This window comes from Pedococcus sp. KACC 23699 (assembly GCF_045348425.1).
GTDB lineage: Bacteria > Actinomycetota > Actinomycetes > Actinomycetales > Dermatophilaceae > Pedococcus.
In genome coordinates this window covers 3,773,708-3,788,205 of sequence record NZ_CP157483.1, presented here as the reverse complement: position 1 = coordinate 3,788,205, position 14,498 = coordinate 3,773,708, and the positions used below count along the sequence as shown (strand labels likewise).

The 14,498-nt window shown below is 70.5% G+C and carries 20 protein-coding genes and 1 riboswitch; of the genes, 4 read left to right on the top strand and 16 right to left on the bottom strand.

Going from position 1 to position 14,498, the window contains the following annotated elements; genetic code table 11:
- Positions 1-65: 65 nt before the first annotated feature.
- A riboswitch (glycine riboswitch) is annotated at positions 66-180 on the bottom strand.
- Between the two features lie 82 nt (positions 181-262).
- From ABEG17_RS17820 to ABEG17_RS17795, 6 genes are all read right to left on the bottom strand, one after another.
- On the bottom strand, positions 263-844 hold the full coding sequence (locus tag ABEG17_RS17820) for a MerR family transcriptional regulator (protein WP_406830825.1): 582 nt from the start codon (positions 842-844) through the stop codon (positions 263-265).
- A gap of 183 nt (positions 845-1,027) precedes the next feature.
- Complete coding sequence (locus ABEG17_RS17815; protein ID WP_406830823.1) at positions 1,028-1,525, bottom strand: bifunctional nuclease family protein; 498 nt, start codon at positions 1,523-1,525, stop codon at positions 1,028-1,030.
- Between the two features lie 19 nt (positions 1,526-1,544).
- Positions 1,545-2,249: a MerR family transcriptional regulator gene (locus tag ABEG17_RS17810; protein WP_406830822.1), complete on the bottom strand. Its 705-nt coding sequence runs from the start codon at positions 2,247-2,249 to the stop codon at positions 1,545-1,547.
- Between the two features lie 40 nt (positions 2,250-2,289).
- Positions 2,290-2,745, bottom strand: a complete 456-nt coding sequence (locus ABEG17_RS17805; RefSeq protein ID WP_406830821.1) for an FHA domain-containing protein — start codon at positions 2,743-2,745, stop codon at positions 2,290-2,292.
- A gap of 107 nt (positions 2,746-2,852) precedes the next feature.
- Positions 2,853-3,242 carry a glycine cleavage system protein GcvH gene (gene gcvH / locus ABEG17_RS17800; RefSeq protein WP_406830820.1) on the bottom strand — a complete coding sequence of 130 codons (390 nt, stop codon included), beginning with the start codon at positions 3,240-3,242 and terminating at the stop codon, positions 2,853-2,855.
- A 130-nt stretch (positions 3,243-3,372) separates the two neighbouring features.
- The gene (locus ABEG17_RS17795; RefSeq protein WP_406830819.1) at positions 3,373-4,068 is read right to left on the bottom strand and encodes a DUF881 domain-containing protein; all 696 of its coding nucleotides are present in this window, start codon (positions 4,066-4,068) and stop codon (positions 3,373-3,375) included.
- Here ABEG17_RS17795 and ABEG17_RS17790 point away from each other — a divergent pair.
- Complete coding sequence (locus ABEG17_RS17790) at positions 4,067-4,246, top strand: hypothetical protein (protein ID WP_406830818.1); 180 nt, start codon at positions 4,067-4,069, stop codon at positions 4,244-4,246. The genes ABEG17_RS17795 and ABEG17_RS17790 overlap by 2 nt on opposite strands.
- Here the strand turns inward: ABEG17_RS17790 and ABEG17_RS17785 are convergent.
- From ABEG17_RS17785 to ABEG17_RS17775, 3 genes are read right to left on the bottom strand one after another with little or no spacing between them, the layout of a single operon-like run.
- The gene (locus tag ABEG17_RS17785) at positions 4,236-4,568 is read right to left on the bottom strand and encodes a small basic family protein (RefSeq protein WP_406830817.1); all 333 of its coding nucleotides are present in this window, start codon (positions 4,566-4,568) and stop codon (positions 4,236-4,238) included. The genes ABEG17_RS17790 and ABEG17_RS17785 overlap by 11 nt on opposite strands.
- Positions 4,565-5,551, bottom strand: a complete 987-nt coding sequence (locus tag ABEG17_RS17780; RefSeq protein ID WP_406830816.1) for a DUF881 domain-containing protein — start codon at positions 5,549-5,551, stop codon at positions 4,565-4,567. Before ABEG17_RS17780 ends, ABEG17_RS17785 begins: the two co-directional genes overlap by 4 nt.
- A 2-nt stretch (positions 5,552-5,553) precedes the next feature.
- Positions 5,554-6,168 (bottom strand): CDP-alcohol phosphatidyltransferase family protein, encoded by a 615-nt coding sequence (locus ABEG17_RS17775; RefSeq protein ID WP_406830815.1) that lies wholly within the window; start codon positions 6,166-6,168, stop codon positions 5,554-5,556.
- A gap of 43 nt (positions 6,169-6,211) precedes the next feature.
- On the opposite strand from ABEG17_RS17775, the gene ABEG17_RS17770 reads away from it, so the two are divergent.
- A complete protein-coding gene (locus ABEG17_RS17770; RefSeq protein WP_406830814.1) occupies positions 6,212-7,354 on the top strand; it encodes a MalY/PatB family protein in 1,143 nt (380 codons plus the stop codon).
- Here ABEG17_RS17770 and ABEG17_RS17765 read toward each other — a convergent pair.
- Positions 7,351-7,794: a YdeI/OmpD-associated family protein gene (locus tag ABEG17_RS17765; protein WP_406830812.1), complete on the bottom strand. Its 444-nt coding sequence runs from the start codon at positions 7,792-7,794 to the stop codon at positions 7,351-7,353. The two genes, ABEG17_RS17770 and ABEG17_RS17765, sit on opposite strands and share 4 nt — an antisense overlap.
- Before the next feature lie 76 nt (positions 7,795-7,870).
- On the opposite strand from ABEG17_RS17765, the gene ABEG17_RS17760 reads away from it, so the two are divergent.
- Together ABEG17_RS17760 and ABEG17_RS17755 are read left to right on the top strand one after the other, a co-directional pair.
- A complete protein-coding gene (locus ABEG17_RS17760; protein WP_406830811.1) occupies positions 7,871-8,521 on the top strand; it encodes a DUF2461 domain-containing protein in 651 nt (216 codons plus the stop codon).
- Positions 8,522-8,573: 52 nt separating this feature from the next.
- Positions 8,574-9,338: a class I SAM-dependent methyltransferase gene (locus ABEG17_RS17755; RefSeq protein WP_406830810.1), complete on the top strand. Its 765-nt coding sequence runs from the start codon at positions 8,574-8,576 to the stop codon at positions 9,336-9,338.
- A 41-nt stretch (positions 9,339-9,379) separates the two neighbouring features.
- Here ABEG17_RS17755 and ABEG17_RS17750 read toward each other — a convergent pair whose 3' ends face one another.
- The 6 genes from ABEG17_RS17750 to ABEG17_RS17725 all read right to left on the bottom strand — a co-directional run bounded on the left by ABEG17_RS17750 (position 9,380) and on the right by ABEG17_RS17725 (position 14,406).
- Positions 9,380-9,871 (bottom strand): hypothetical protein, encoded by a 492-nt coding sequence (locus ABEG17_RS17750; protein ID WP_406830809.1) that lies wholly within the window; start codon positions 9,869-9,871, stop codon positions 9,380-9,382.
- A 111-nt stretch (positions 9,872-9,982) separates the two neighbouring features.
- Positions 9,983-10,216: an amphi-Trp domain-containing protein gene (locus ABEG17_RS17745; RefSeq protein WP_406830808.1), complete on the bottom strand. Its 234-nt coding sequence runs from the start codon at positions 10,214-10,216 to the stop codon at positions 9,983-9,985.
- A 90-nt stretch (positions 10,217-10,306) separates the two neighbouring features.
- On the bottom strand, positions 10,307-10,549 hold the full coding sequence (locus ABEG17_RS17740; RefSeq protein WP_406830807.1) for a hypothetical protein: 243 nt from the start codon (positions 10,547-10,549) through the stop codon (positions 10,307-10,309).
- A gap of 78 nt (positions 10,550-10,627) precedes the next feature.
- Positions 10,628-11,005, bottom strand: coding sequence for an SHOCT domain-containing protein (locus ABEG17_RS17735; protein ID WP_406830806.1), 378 nt, complete (start codon positions 11,003-11,005; stop codon positions 10,628-10,630).
- 63 nt (positions 11,006-11,068) lie between these two features.
- Entirely contained in the window at positions 11,069-12,688 is a 1,620-nt protein-coding gene (locus ABEG17_RS17730) for an ATP-binding protein (protein ID WP_406830805.1), read from the bottom strand.
- Positions 12,688-14,406, bottom strand: a complete 1,719-nt coding sequence (locus tag ABEG17_RS17725; RefSeq protein WP_406830804.1) for an MFS transporter — start codon at positions 14,404-14,406, stop codon at positions 12,688-12,690. Before ABEG17_RS17725 ends, ABEG17_RS17730 begins: the two co-directional genes overlap by 1 nt.
- Positions 14,407-14,498: the final 92 nt, after the last annotated feature.

Below are 14,498 nucleotides of genomic sequence, written 5' to 3'. Positions count from 1 at the left end.
CTCCTGAAGCTCGGTGTGCTCGGATCGCCTCCCCATCTGTCACGGCGTCACCGCTTCAGAGGTGCCTGTCCCATGCAGTCCTGGCGCCTGAGAGGTTCCGGGGAGTTTGCCCCTTCGGCGCCCCGCCGTGTGCCACGTGGTTGACCGGGGCTCACGCGGGGACTCTCCCGCACGGGATGTTCAGCGCCGCCCAATCTACAGCACAGACCGCCGCCCCCGAAGGAGCGACGGCCTGGTCGGACTGCGTGGGTGGACTCGTGGGTCAGGCCAGCCGGGCCTGACGACGCAGGCGGAGCTCGTCGCCCGGGTGGTCGGCCGGGGCCTCGTCGTCGGTGCGCTCGCTGGGCAGCTCGGCGAGCTCGCCCTCGACCTCGCGCCAGACACGGCCGACGGCGATCCCGAAGACTCCTTGGCCGCCCTGGACCAGGTCGATGACCTCGTCGGCGGAGGTGCACTCGTAGACGGACGCGCCGTCGCTCATCAGGGTGATCTGGGCCAGGTCCTCGACGCCGCGCTCACGCAGGTGGGTGATGGCCACCCGGATCTGCTGGAGGGAGACGCCGGTGTCCAGGAGCCGCTTGACGACCTTGAGGACGAGGATGTCGCGGAAGCCGTAGAGACGCTGCGTGCCCGAACCCGTGGCGCCGCGCACCGAGGGCTCGACCAGACCGGTCCGGGCCCAGTAGTCGAGCTGGCGGTAGGTGATCCCGGCAGCCTTGCAGGCGGTGGGCCCGCGGTAGCCGATGTCCTCGCTCAGCTCGGGAAGATCGTCCGTGAACAACAGCCCCTGTGCCGCGCTGGGCACGTTCGTGCGGCCGTGGCCAGCCTCACTGCTCGGGTTCACGACGCTCACCTCCTGGTCGAACTTCTCGTGTAACTACATGGGTCGAATTTGTGCTCTGGGCTGACCGTACGGCCGCACAGAATGCAACGTCAACAACCACTCGACCTCGGGCTCTCGGCGTGTCGCACCTAGGGCAGAGACTCTCGACCTCAGGTCGAGGTCGAGGGCATGAGCACGGAAACGTCAGGTGGCGGGGCCGGTTTCGCCCGGTTTGGTCTCGAAGTCCTCCGCCGAGACGTGGTCGAGGAACTCGCGAAAACGTTCGACCTCGTCGTCCTTGTCCTCTTCGCCGTTCATCGCGACGCCGGCCTCCTCCAGGAGGGCCTCCCCCGCCACGATGGTCGTCCCGGTGCGCAGGGCGAGGGCGATCGCGTCGGACGAGCGGGACGAGATCTCGGTGGTGCCGTCGAGCACCAGCGCCGCGTGGAAGACGCCGTCCCGGAGCTCGACGATGCGCACCTCGGTGAGGCGGTGCCCCAGCCCCTCGATGACGTTCTTCATCAGGTCGTGGGTCAGCGGCCGGGGCGGCTCGATCCCCTGTTGGGCGTAAGCGATCGCCGTGGCCTCCGCCGCACCGATCCAGATCGGCAGGTAGCGGTCACCGTCACGCTCCCGCAGCAGCACGATGGGGTGGTTGGTGGGCATCTCCACCCGGACTCCGAGGACCTCGAGCTCCTTCACCGTTCCACCGTACCCCGGTTCAGCCGCGCTGCAGTCCGTCCTTGACGAGGGCCGTGTGCAACGCGACGCACAGACGCAGGACGTCGCCCGTCGGGTCGGTGACCGCGCCACCGCGTCCGCCCTTCCCGGAGGCTGCACGGTGCGGGGAGACGACCTGCTGCACCAGCCCGATCTCACGGTCCGCGGCGGTCCGGAACGGCCGCAGGTGGCGCGGCTCGACGCCGTAGGCAGCCAGTGCTGCAGCTGAGTGAGCGATGCCGAGGGCTGCGTCGCCGTAGTGGCCGGTGACGTCCGGGCGGATCAGCCCGAACGTCTCCAAGGCGTCCATGGTGGCACCGTCCAGACCTGCGGCGGCAGCGACCTCGTCCCGGGTCAGCCGCAGCCTCCCGGGCTCGGTGAGGGCCGCGGCGGTCGGCACGTGGGGGTCGGTGACCGGCGTGGGCACCGAGGGACGCGGCATACCGGAGGAGGAGCCCCGCTCCGGGGTGAGGCCACGGTCGAGGGCGTCGAGCGCGTCGCGGATCACCTTGAGCGGCCAGAAGTGGTCGCGCTGGGCGGTGAGGATGTAGCGCAGCCGGTCGACATCCGCCGTGGAGTACGTGCGGTAGCCGGACCCGGTGCGGGCCGGGGTGACCAGCCCCTCCGCCTCGAGGAAGCGGATCTTGGAGATGGTGATGTCGGGGAAGTCCTCACGCAGGGCAGTGAGGACCGCCCCGATCGCCATCGACTGGCGTGGTGTGCGAGCGGTCACCAAGGGCCTTGCGTCAGGCCCTGCCGGCGTAGAACACCAGGCGGAACTTGCCGATCTGGACCTCGTCCCCGGTGTGCAGCGTGACTTCGTCGATGCGCTCCCGGTTGACGTAGGTGCCGTTGAGGGAGCCGACGTCCCGGACGATGAACGTCTCGCCCTCGCGCCGGAAGTTGGCGTGCTTGCGGGAGACCGTGACGTCGTCGAGGAAGATGTCGCTGTCGGGGTGACGACCGGAGTTGACCTCGTCGTCGTCGAGCAGGAACCGAGCACCGGTGTTGGGGCCGCGTAGGACGACCAGCAGTGCGGTCCCGGGACGCAGCGCGTCGACGGTCGCCTGGTCCGCCTTGCTGAGCGACACGTCGACCTCGGCCGAGGTGTCGACCGGCTCGAGGCCCGAGATGCCGGGCAGGCGCATGGTCGTCGGCTCGTGCGGGTGAGACGCCTGCTCGTCCATCTCGCTGCCGTTCATGGGTGCTGCGCTCCTCTGTTGTCGTCAAGCCCCTCTAGCAAAGCACACACCCTAGGCGACGCCACCGACTGTGCGCAGCGGATTCGGTCCCGGGTGTCGGCGCGTCGTCAGCCGAGCTGACCCTGGTATGCCGCGGGGTCCATGAGCGCCTCGACCGCGGCGGTGTCCGACGGGCGCATCTCGTACATCCAGCCCTCGCCGTAGGGGTCGGAGTTGACCAGCTCGGGCGTGCCGTCGAGCGCGTCGTTGACCGCCGTGATCTCGCCGGCGAGGGGGGCGTAGAGGTCGCTGACCGACTTGGTCGACTCGACCTCGCCGCAGGCGTCACCCGTCGCGACCGTGTCGCCGACCGCGGGAAGGCTCACGTAGACGACGTCACCCAGGGCGTCCTGGGCGAACGAGGTGATCCCGATGCGCACGGTGCCGTCGTCGCCGGACCGAACCCACTCGTGCTCGGCGGTGTAACGCAGGTCCTGGGGGTAGTCCAGCTCGCTCATGCTGCTCCTTGGCACTGACTGATGGTGGGCGAAGGCTCGGATCGGTGTGGCTGGCGGTGCTGCCCGTCAGTCTGTCCGACGGGGATCGGACGTGGTGGGGCGGGGTCGCCTGGCGCGGTCCTCGGACCGCCTACTTCGACGGCGCCGGGACGGGCCGAGCGTAACGAGGGTCCTGAAGGGAGTGCAACGCCGTGATGTCGACGGAGGCGGCCTGCCGCACGGTCGAGGTCGCGCCGTCCCCGCGCACCGACTCGGTGACCCCGCCGGGGATCTCCATAGCGGAGGCCATCGTGGCCGGGTCGCCGATGGCCTTGATCGTGTACGGGGGCTCGACCCGGCGGCCGCTGATCTCCACGGCACCGTTCGCGTCCGTGAACCACGTGTCGGCGACGACCCGCACGTCACCGATCTGCACCGCCTCGGCCCCGGCGTCACGCAGCTCCTGCAACGCGTCGAGCAGGCGGGCAGCACTGACCTTGTGATCGGGGTCGTTGATGGTGATGACGACCCCCGGACCCTTCGCGGGGACGGTGCCGGTGAGGATGCCGAGGGTGTCGAGCCGTTCCTGGGCGGACTTCAGTGCCGCCGAGCTCGAGTCGACACCGGACAGCAGGGTGTCGCGGCTGCCCTGGAGCTCTCGGGTGTCTGTGGCGAGGCGTCCCTGCTCCTGGCTGACGTCGTCGAGGATGCGGACCAGCTCGTCCTCGCGCAGCTGCTCCAGCCCGCTCTGGTCGGTCTGCTGCACCTGGGTGGCGATGGCGAAGCCGAGCGCGATGGCCAGGAGGGCGGCGAAGGCGTTCGCGCGGGTGGCGCGGGGACGCGCCATGCGCAACAAGGTCACCCACGCGCTGGACGAGGGACGCGGCGCCGGGGACGGACCGGGGCTCGGCGAGGACGCCGTGGACGACGGCTCGGGTGCGGGGGCCGTGGACGAGGGCTCGGGCGACGGGCCCGAGGGCGACGGCTCGGGCGACGGGGTGTCGGACGGCGTCGTCATGCCCTGAACAGGTGTCGGCGGATGGAGGCGACGTTGGAGAAGATGCGCACGCCGAGGACCACGACGACGCCGGTGGACAGCTGGGACCCCACACCGAGCTGGTCGCCCAGGAAGACGATGAACGCGGCGACGACGACGTTCGCGAGGAACGACACGACGAAGACCTTGTCGTTGAAGATCCCGTCGAGCACGGCCCGCACGGCACCGAACACCGCATCCAGTGCGGCGATGACGGCGATCGGGAGGTAGGGCTGCAGCACGAGTGGCACATCGGGGCCCCAGAGGAGGCCGATGAGCACTCCGCCGACGAGTCCGAGCAGGGGTATCACGGTGTGTTCTCCGAGGTGGGCGATGGTGAGTCGGTGCGGGTGGATCCGGTGGTGGTCGATCCGGTGCTGGTGGGCGAGCTGGACCTCGGGGCCGGCACCGTCGCATCGCGCACGGTGAGCGCGGTCGCGGCAGGGACGGTGAGGTTGCTGCGCGCGTCAATGGAAACACGGATGCCGTAGTTTTCCTTGAGGGCACGCGCGTAGGCCCCGCCTGAGCTCTCGGCGAAGCTCGTCTGCAGGGAGTCGGGGTCACCCAGTGCGGTGATCGTGTACGGCCTGGCCAGGGGACGGTAGTTGACCAGGATGGCCTCCCCCGCGAACCGGATGGCCGACCGCGACGTCAACCGCTGGCCGTTGACGGAGATGGCCTCGGCCCCGGCCTGCCACAGTCCGTTGACCACCACCTGCAGGTCCTTGGAGTAGACGGTGCCGTCCGTCTTGGCGGTCGACGTCCGGGGGTTGCCGTCGGCGGAGCTGCCGGCCGCGCCCGGAGCGTTGTCGAGGACGACGACCAGCCCCTTGCCCTTGAGTGCCTCGGCTCCCGAGGCGAGCTCCAGGGCCGACAGCCGGGTCTGCAGCGAGGTGGAGGTCTGCCCGAGCGCCTGACCACGCAGCCGGTCGACCTGGGCCTGGAGGTTGCGCAGGTTCGCCTCCTCGCGGTCGACCGCCGCACGACGACCTTCCACCTGGGAGACGAGCTGCGCCTTGGCCTTGGCCGCGGACGTCGACGGGGCACGCAGGGCCACGGCGCCGAGGGTCAGGAGCAGTCCCACGACCAGCGCGGCCACGCCCACGGTGAACGTCATCGTGCCGGTGCTCGCCGGTTGCCCGTCGGTCCGGCGCCGTTCGGCGGCAGCCGCGTACCCCGGGTCGAGGGGCCGCTCCATCATCGAGGTGAGGAGCGTCATCGACTCGTCGAGACGACGTCCCGTGGGCGGTGGTTCCGGGGCCTCGGCGCGGTGCGACGTGGGGTTCACGGTCATCCTCAGCCGGTGGCGGCCACGCGCGCGGCCACCACCTGACGTGCCTGGACGATGTACATGACGCCGGCGACCCAGTACAGGACCGTGCCCCACCAGGCGAAGGCCCAGCCGATGGGCAGCGCCCAGGCGGTGAACCCGCTGTCCCCCTGCCCGAGCAGCAGGAGCGGGAAGGCGTACAGCAGGTTGAAGGTGGCCGCCTTGCCGATGAAGTGGACGGGCAACCCCGTCTGGCCGTGGCGCTTGACCCACCAGAGGACACCGCCGAGCAGCACCTCCCGCCCGACGAGCGCCCAGACCAGCCACCAGGGGATGATCTCGCGCACCGCCAGACCCAGCAGCGTCGTGGCGATGTAGAGGCGGTCGGCGAACGGGTCGAGGAGCTGGCCGAGTCGCGACTCGAGGCCGAACCGCCGGGCGATCTTCCCGTCCAGGTAGTCGCTGAGGCCGGACAGCATCAAGGTGACCAGCGCGATGGCGTCGTGCTCGGTAAGGATCGCCCAGAGGAACACGGGCACCCCGAACAGGCGGAGCACTGACAGGACGTTGGGGAGGGTGAGCACCCGGTCGGACACGGGGGTCGTCCCCTGCTCCGCTCCTCGATCGCCCTGTGCTCCCACGCTCGAAGCCTAACCGGCCCAGCGCGACGTAGAGTTCGCAGGCATGGACAACCCGCTGGTGGGACCCGGTCTGGATGCCCTGCGTGAGCGGCGCAGCGTCAAGTGGCGTCTCTACGGCCCCGAGGTGCTGCCGCTCTGGGTGGCCGAGATGGACGTGGTCCCGGCAGAGCCCGTGCAGCAGGCCGTCATCGACGCGGTCCGCAGCGGCGACACCGGCTACCCCTGGGCACCGGACTACGCCGAGGCGCTCTCCTCGTTCGCGACCCAGCGGTGGGGCTGGACACCCGATCCCGCCGCTATGCAGCTCGTCCCCGATGTCATGCTGGGGGTGACCGAGGTCCTCAAGCTGTTGACCGACGTCGGTGACGCCGTCGTGGTCAACTCCCCCGTCTACCCGCCGTTCTTCCAGTTCGTGCACAGCCTCGGGCGCCGCGTGGTCGAGGCCCCGCTGGACGCCTCGGGACGCCTCGACCCGCAGACGGTCGAACGGGCGTGTGCCGAGGCGGCTCGCGGTGGCGGCCGCGTGGCATACCTGGTCTGCAACCCGCAGAACCCCACAGGCGCCGTGCACACGGCGGCCGAGCTCACCGCGGTGCTCGAGGTGGCGACGGCGTACGGCGTGCGGGTCGTGGCTGACGAGATCCACGCCCCGCTGGCACACCCGGGGGTGACCTTCACCCCGGTCGCCTCCCTGCCCGCGGGCTCGACGGCGGTGTCGCTGATGTCGGCGTCCAAGGCGTTCAACCTCGCCGGGCTCAAGGCCGCGGTGGCGGTCCCGGGGCCGGAGGCCCGGGCCGAGCTCGCGCAGATCCCGGATGAGGTCTCGCACGGGGCGAGCCACGTCGGTGTCATCGCCCACCGGGCGGCCTACCTCGAGGGAGGTCCGTGGCTCGACGCCCTGCTGGCAGGGCTGGAGGAGAACCGGCGCCTGCTCGGCTCGCTCCTCGCCGAGCACCTCCCGGAGGTGGGCTACCGCGAGCCCGAGGGGACCTTCCTCGCCTGGCTGGACCTCACGGCGTACGACCTCGGCCCCGACCCGTCCTCGGTGCTCCGGGAGCGGGCGAAGGTGGCACTGCACCCGGGACCGGGGTTCGGCACCGGCGGTGAGGGGCATGCCCGGCTCAACTTCGGGACCTCTCCCGAGATCCTGCGCGAGGCCGTCGCCCGAATCGCCTCGGCCCTCTAACCCTTGCTGCGCAACGCTTCCAGCGTCTTGGTCACCCGGCGGGCCCGCGTCTCCGGGGCCTTGGCGCCGTCGACGGCCAAGGTGTGCTGGCGCTGGTGGGAGTACGACAGCGTGTCCCAGACCGCCTTCGCCACGGGGTCGGAGGCCAGGGCCTCGGCAAGCTCGGCGGGCACCTCGACCACCCGGGGCTCGGTGTCGAGCTCGAGGTCGACGTCGTAGGTCTGCCCGCCGACGGCACCGGTCAGGGCGCGGTTCTCGGCGCTCACGCCGACCCAGTGGCTGCCACCCATGGGGGCGACGCTGCTGCGGTAGGTCGCGCCGTTGACGGTCACCGTCACCTTCGGGCGCCTGCCACCGCCGAGGCCCTCGACCACCTCTGCGGGCACCTCGAAACCTGTGGTGGTCCTGCCCGTCTGCTGCAGCTCGGCTGTGAACCTCATGCGACCGAGTATGCCGCCGGGTCGGCTCCGGGTGGGCCCGGACGGGTCGACGCAGGTCGCGTGGCACAGTGGGCCGATGGCTGAGATCGCTGCGTTCGCGGGCTTCCCGATGTGGGGCGTCGAGTTCTACCAGGACCTCGAGGAGGACAACACCCGCGAGTTCTGGGCCGCCCACAAGGCGCAGTGGCAACGCGACGTCCGCGACCCGATGCGTGCCCTCGTCCTCCAGCTCGAGGACGAGTTCGGGCCCGCCAAGCTCTTCCGACCGAACCGCAACCTGCGTTTCAGCGCCGACAAGTCCCCGTACAAGACCCATCAGGGCGCCCTCGCGGGACGCGAGAAGGGCGCAGGCTGGTACCTGCAGCTCGGTGGTGACGGCCTCGTCGTCGGTGGCGGCTTCCGGGCCCACTCCCCCGCCGACACCGCGCGCTACCGGGCTGCGGTCGACGCCAGCGCGTCCGGGTTGGCCCTCGAGGGCATCGTCGCCGACCTCGAAGCGGCGGGCTTCACCCTCGAGGGCGCCACCCTGAAGACCCGTCCGAAGGGCTTCGACGCCGATCATCCCCGCCTGGACCTGTTGCGCCGCAAGGAGATGATGGCCCTGCGTCGCGTGGGCACCCCTGACTGGTTGACGACACCCCAGGCGCTGGACGAGGTGCGCGCGGCTTGGCGCCGGGTCGGTCCGCTCACCGAGTGGGTGCTGGAGCACGTCGCGACCGAGGAATAGCGGACCTCCTGGGCCCTACCCGGCCGGGCAGGACGGGCCTACAGTCCGGGGAATGAGCTTCCTGGTCCCGGCGCAGGCATACGGCAGGTTCATGGGCCGGTTCTCCGAGCCCCTGGCCGAGCAGTTCGTCGCGGTGGCGGGGCTCCACCCCGGCCAGCGCGCCCTCGACGTGGGGTGCGGGCCCGGCGCGCTCACGGCTCGGCTGGTCGAGCTCCTCGGCCCGGAGGCGGTCTCGGCCGTGGACCCGTCGGCACCCTTCGTCGAATCCGCGCGTGGACGCTTCCCCGGCACCGACGTCACCGTGGGGACCGCGGAGTCGCTGGACTTCCCCGCCGACACCTTTGATGCCGCCCTGGCCTCCCTGGTCGTGCACTTCATGACCGATCCCGTTGCGGGACTGGCCGAGATGGCCCGGGTGACCCGGCCCGGTGGGGTGGTTGCCGCCACGGTCTGGAACCACGGCTCGGGCTCCGGCCCGCTGACCCTCTTCTGGGAGGCCGTCCGGGCCGTCGACCCGCAGCAGGAGGGTGAGGACCACTACGCGGGGGTCCATGAAGGTGACCTCGCCACGATCTTCCGCGCGGCCGGCCTCGACGACCTGACCGAGGCGGTGTTGACGGTGCACGTGCCGTTCGACTCGTTCGACCAGTGGTGGGAGCCCTACACGCTCGGCGTCGGACCGGCCGGCGAGTACGTCAGGGGTCTGGACGCCGCCGGTCGGGACCGGGTCGTGCAGGAGTGTCGCCAGCGGGTCCCGGACGGTCCGTTCACGGTCGCCGCGCAGTCGTGGTGCGTCAGCGCCCGGGTGGCCGACTGAGGGTCAGGCCGGCGGGTCGAGCGGTCGCTGGGGCCAGCGGGTCAGCCCCGGGCGGCGGTGCAGTCGTCCGCCGGGACCTCGACGGCCACACCGGCGATGGGCGTCCCGGCGGGGAGGTCGAGGACCTGCTGGTGGATCTGGCCCACGATGTTGGTGGCCACCACGAAGTCCTGGACCTCGAGGTTGGCGACCGTGAGCTCTCCACCCAGGACTGGCGGGTGGATGAAGCTCAGCACCTGCTGCGGACCCGCGACGATGCCCTGCTCGGCGGCAGCGAGCGCCAGTTCGCCCATGAGGTAGCGGTCCTGGCCGTCCTGGGTCTGCAGCGCCACCTCGACGGACTCACGGTCGGGCCACGGGAAGGTCAGCGAGCCCTCGACGGTGTCCAGGAAGGCGAACCCCTGTGGCGTCTGCAGGATCACGTCGCCGAACAAGGTGGCCAGCACGGGCACCGCGTCGGCGAGGTCGAGCCACTCCCACGACTCGAGCGCCGCGGCATACTCGGCGGCGCCGAACTCCTTCGTCAGGTTCACGCGGTGATTAGACCACGCAGCACGGCGTCTCGAGCCGTCACGGCGCTGCGACACGGGCGGTCACGGGAAGCCGCGGTGACCAAGGTGTCCACCCGGGAAGGTCCGGGACGCTCACCCGCGCAGCGACCAGGTGAACTCGAGCTCCACCTCTACCTCGTCGCCGGTGATCTCCACCTCGAACTCGGCCTGCACCGTCTCGGGCAGGCGCAGCGCGACCACGCCTCCCCCGCCGACCGGGAGCTTCACCTCGCCCCCGTCCGCGAATCCCTTGGCCAGGGCCGCCAGCCAGACGTTGGCCTCCTCACGGGACAACGTCCTCTTGCGCTCGAAAGATACGTCTGCCACGGCCGTGCTCCTCTCCCCGCACCACGGTGCCAGTGGGCCGCAGGAGGCACCTCATCTCGCAGGGGTGAGGTGGAGCAGCTCGGCGTTCGGTCAGTCGTGCCGGCGTCGAGCGGCCTGCACCAGCATGATGCGCAGGTCCACCAGTCCGGTCTGGACGTACTCCTCGAGGGAGCGTCCGACCGGGATCATCGGCGGGAAGCCCTGGGCCAGCGCCGCCGCACCACCGGAACCCGCCACGTTCATGGGTCCGAGCCTGGTGTGGAGCGCGCGCCCAGCGACGAAGGCAGCCACGACGACTGCGTGGATCACGAGCAGCACGGTGAAGATTCTCACCCATCCGAGTATGCGGGACCAAGGTCCTTGGCACACCTCGAGGCGCGTTCGTATCGCCCCTTAACCCTCAGGATCTCCTCAGGTGAGCGCCTTGTTCTTGAGGCGCTCGTACTCCGCCTCGGTGATCGTGCCCGAGTCCAGCATCGACTTGGCGCTGGCGAGCTGGTCGGACGCGCTCGGGCGGCCGGCGACCTCCTTGATGTAGGCCTCCTGCTGTCGCATCGCGTCCGCCCTGGAGGCCATCTCGCGCTGGGTCATCTGACCACTCTTGGAGATGACGTAGACGCAGGCGGCCAGGATCGGGAGGACGATGAGCGCGATGACCCATAGGGCCTTGGTGAAGCCGGAGGCCTGCTCGTCCCTGAACAGGTCCTTGACGATGGCCCACAGCATCATGAGGTACGCCACGAAGACGTAGGTGATCACGATGAACCAGACGACGTCCCAGAATGACATGTGCGGCCCTTCCTCCTCGGTGAACGTGCTGTTCCAGTTTCCGCGGGACCGAGCGCCGGCACCTCATCCCGCAGGGGTGAGCCCGACGTCCCCGGCGTCGTCGAGTTCGTGCGGGGACGCCCACTCGGTGGGGATGTCTGCCCCGCCCTCCTGCGAGACCCGCCGTCCCATCTGCACGTAGGCAGGTTGCGGCATGACCTTCCCACCGACGAGGGCCTGGCCCATCCGGAACGACGTCGCCCCCGCCATGAGCCCCTCCGGCACGAAGGAGAACAGCCTGGCCAGGTCTGCCAGGTCCGCCCTGGAGTTCATCCTCATCAGGAACAGGTTGTCGCACTGCGAGACGACCTCCTCGTGCACCTTGCCGGGGCGCTGGGTGGAGGTCAGCAGGTAGAGCCCGTACTTGCGGCCCTCTGCGGCGATCTGCACCGTCTGTTCGGTCGAGAGCTCGGTCATGAGGTCATGAGGCTCTGCCGGGCAGATGTTGTGCGCCTCGTCGATGACCACCAGGCACGGTGTGCGGCCGAGCCGGGACTCCCACAGGGCTGCCAGGACGGCGCGGGCCACCAGGCGTTGCTCCTGCAGGGTGTCGAGCGAACCGAGGTCGACGACGGTGCACCGTGTCGTGGGCGTACGGATCTCGTCCACGAGGGACGGGAGGTGCGGGTTCCAGATCTTCCAGTCGAAGACCCCGAGGTTGCCGGCCCGGAGCCCGAGGCCCCGGGCTCCCGGGTGCTCCAGCGACAGCAGCTCCTGCACTCCCGTGATCAGCGGCTTGCCATCCTCCCGGGCGCGCAGCAACTCGGACAGGAAGGCGTACTCGTCCCGGTCGCGGATGGGGTCCAGGTCGAGGACGGCGGTCTGGGTGGCCCTGTCCAGGTCCGCGAACCGCAGGTGCAGCGGGTGGTCGGCGGACGGGTCGTTGCTCCACACCGCCACCTCGGCGGGAACCCGGCGATAGCGGGCAGCCAGCTCGGCGTCGGCGTCCGGGCGCAGCACGGGGAGGCCGACGTAGTCGGAGTTCGGATCGAGGACGACCACCCTCAGCGTCGTCTCCGCCAGCACCCGCTCGAGGAGCAGTCCCAGGGAGTAGGTCTTCCCCGAGCCGGACTGCCCGCAGAGGAAGGAGTGCCGGTTCAGGCCGCCGCTGTCCAGGATGGCGGGCACACCGGGAGCTGCGCTGAGCTCGCCGAGGTGGAGCCCGGCGCGAGGTGGTCTCGACCGAGCGACGTACTCCCCCACCTCCTGCGGTGTCGCGACCCGGACATCGGCATCGTGGAAGGGCTTCCCGTCGCCCGCGACGACGGTGCCCCGTCCCTCGGCAAGGCGGATGCGGATCGTCGACCGCATGCCGCCCACGCTGTCGCCCCCGTCGATGGAGGTGGCCTCCAGGTCGGTGAGCTGGCCCAGCCTCGAGCGACCCTCGGAGGTCAGGGCCACGTACCCTCCGCGCCGCAGCTCGAGGTGGTGCAAGGAGGCCTGCACGTGGAAGGAGAGCCCGTCGACGGAGGTCGCGAGGGGAAGGATCTGGCGCTCCACGTCCTCGCGCGTGCGTCGGTACGCCGCCAGCCCGCCAGCGAGCTCGGCCGCGGGTCCGGGCGCCGTGTCGTCGGCCCCGTTGTCGGCCTCGTCGGGCTCGGAAGGGGTCAAGGGATGGGTCAGGGGTGGGGTCAGGTCAGCCATCAGGTCCGTGCCCTCTCTGTCGTCCGGGGTCCGGTCGTGGGTCCGGAGGTTGGTTCGCCCGTCATCGGTTCGCCCGTCATCGGTTCGCCCGTCGTGGGCTGCGCATCCGCACCCGGTTGTCGGGTGGGGATTCCCCCGAGGAAGAACAACGCCATCAGGGCGATCAGTGACAGCACGAACATGGCGGCCCGAAGGCCGGCGATCCGCGACGTGGCGTTCTCGTCCATGACGGCCTGCGCGGTGTCACCGACGATGCCCTTGTCCTTCAGGGCTGACTCCAGCGCGCTGTCGGGGACGAAGGGGACCCCGCCGCTGAGGTCGACCGCTGCCTGGGAGGACAGGGCCGTCGGGATCGCCGGGTTGTCCTGGATCCCGGAGAGGAACGAGGAGGTCAGGCCCGCGATGAGCACCGCGCCCGCCAGGGCGGTGCCGATGGAGGCTCCCAGGTTGGTGAGGGTGTTCTGCAGTCCGCCCACCTCGGCGCTCTGCTCGTCGGGGACCGCCGACACGGTGACGCTCCCGAGCTGCGAGGCCAGCGCACCGATACCGGTCCCGATGAGGAGCAACGGCCAGGTGACGATCTGCGGTCCTGCCCCGAGCTCGAGCAGGGCCATGAGGAGGACGATTCCGGCGAAGAGGAACAGGAAGCCCAACCGGACCACGCGCCGTGGGGACGCCTGCGGAAAGAACTTCGGTACCCCGACCGCGACGAGAAGGAGCGAGAAGGACAACGGCAGGATGCGGACGCCGGTCGCGACGGCCGACAAGCCCAGGGCCACCGACAGGTACAGCGGTACGCAGAAGAAGACCCCTGCCTGGAGGAGGTACTGGAAGAAGAACGAGGTCAACCCCCCGCGCAGGAACCTGTTGCCCAACATTGCCGGGTCGAAGAGCGCGGGCCGCCCCCGAGACAGCTGTCGCTCCTCCCACCACAGGAACCCCCGCAGCACCAGCCCACCGGCAACCACCAGCCAGACGACCGCCGAGAGCCCCAGCCACGAGGGCGAACCCGGTCTGGGGACGACGAAGCCCCAGGAGCCCGCCTTGAGGATGCCCATCACCACCAGGCCCAGCCCCACGGCGGAGAGCCCCGTCCCGACGAGGTCCAGCCGGGCGGGTTTCGCCTCGACGTCGTGCAGCCTGCCGGTCAGCACGAGGATCCCCGCCACGATGAACACCTCGCCGGCGAACACCCACCGCCACGAGGCGTAGGTCGTCAGCAGCCCGCCGATGAGGGGGCCCACCGCGACCGCGACGGCTCCCGACGCGGCGACGAGCCCGTAGGCGCGTGGCCGCGCCGGGCGCCCGAAGTTGGTGGCCACCAAGGCCACGATCGCCGGCATGATCAACGCCGCCCCCAGGCCCTCGAGCAGGGACCAACCGATCAGGAGCACGGTGAGGTTGGGAGCGAGCGCGGTCGTCAGGGAGCCAGCGCCGTAGATCACGCAACCGACGCTGAACGCCCTCTTGCGGCCGACGATCTGACCGATCTTGCCGCCGGTGATCATCAGCGACGCCATGACGAGGGTGTAGAGCGTGATCGCCGTCTGGATCCCGGTGACCGTCGTCCCGATGTCCTTGGCGACGGTCGCGATCGACACGTTCATCACCGAGCTGTCGAGCGTCATGAGGAACTGCGCTGACGAGAGGGTGAGCAGGACTCCCGCCGCGGTCGCGACGGCCGGGTCAGCGACCGTACCCGGAGGGTTGCCTCCCATGGACAGCTCCCCCCGGCTGAGGTCGTGAGAACTCGAACGACCTCATTGCACTGCGGCGGGCCGGGTAGCGGGTCATCCGCGGCGGGTGACCC

What these genes read in the sequence shown, in the direction of transcription:
- ABEG17_RS17810 (WP_406830822.1), bottom strand. Translation starts at nt 2,249, where the DNA reads ATGGCGATCGGGGCGGTCCTCACTGCCCTGCGTGAGGACTTCCCCGAC.
- ABEG17_RS17805 (WP_406830821.1), bottom strand. Translation starts at nt 2,745, where the DNA reads ATGAACGGCAGCGAGATGGACGAGCAGGCGTCTCACCCGCACGAGCCG.
- gcvH (WP_406830820.1), bottom strand. Translation starts at nt 3,242, where the DNA reads ATGAGCGAGCTGGACTACCCCCAGGACCTGCGTTACACCGCCGAGCAC.
- ABEG17_RS17790 (WP_406830818.1), top strand. Translation starts at nt 4,067, where the DNA reads ATGCGCAACAAGGTCACCCACGCGCTGGACGAGGGACGCGGCGCCGGG.
- ABEG17_RS17795 (WP_406830819.1), bottom strand. Translation starts at nt 4,068, where the DNA reads ATGGCGCGTCCCCGCGCCACCCGCGCGAACGCCTTCGCCGCCCTCCTG.
- ABEG17_RS17780 (WP_406830816.1), bottom strand. Translation starts at nt 5,551, where the DNA reads ATGACCGTGAACCCCACGTCGCACCGCGCCGAGGCCCCGGAACCACCG.
- ABEG17_RS17770 (WP_406830814.1), top strand. Translation starts at nt 6,212, where the DNA reads ATGGACAACCCGCTGGTGGGACCCGGTCTGGATGCCCTGCGTGAGCGG.
- ABEG17_RS17765 (WP_406830812.1), bottom strand. Translation starts at nt 7,794, where the DNA reads ATGAGGTTCACAGCCGAGCTGCAGCAGACGGGCAGGACCACCACAGGT.
- ABEG17_RS17760 (WP_406830811.1), top strand. Translation starts at nt 7,871, where the DNA reads ATGGCTGAGATCGCTGCGTTCGCGGGCTTCCCGATGTGGGGCGTCGAG.
- ABEG17_RS17755 (WP_406830810.1), top strand. Translation starts at nt 8,574, where the DNA reads ATGAGCTTCCTGGTCCCGGCGCAGGCATACGGCAGGTTCATGGGCCGG.
- ABEG17_RS17735 (WP_406830806.1), bottom strand. Translation starts at nt 11,005, where the DNA reads ATGTCATTCTGGGACGTCGTCTGGTTCATCGTGATCACCTACGTCTTC.
- ABEG17_RS17730 (WP_406830805.1), bottom strand. Translation starts at nt 12,688, where the DNA reads ATGGCTGACCTGACCCCACCCCTGACCCATCCCTTGACCCCTTCCGAG.
- ABEG17_RS17725 (WP_406830804.1), bottom strand. Translation starts at nt 14,406, where the DNA reads ATGGGAGGCAACCCTCCGGGTACGGTCGCTGACCCGGCCGTCGCGACC.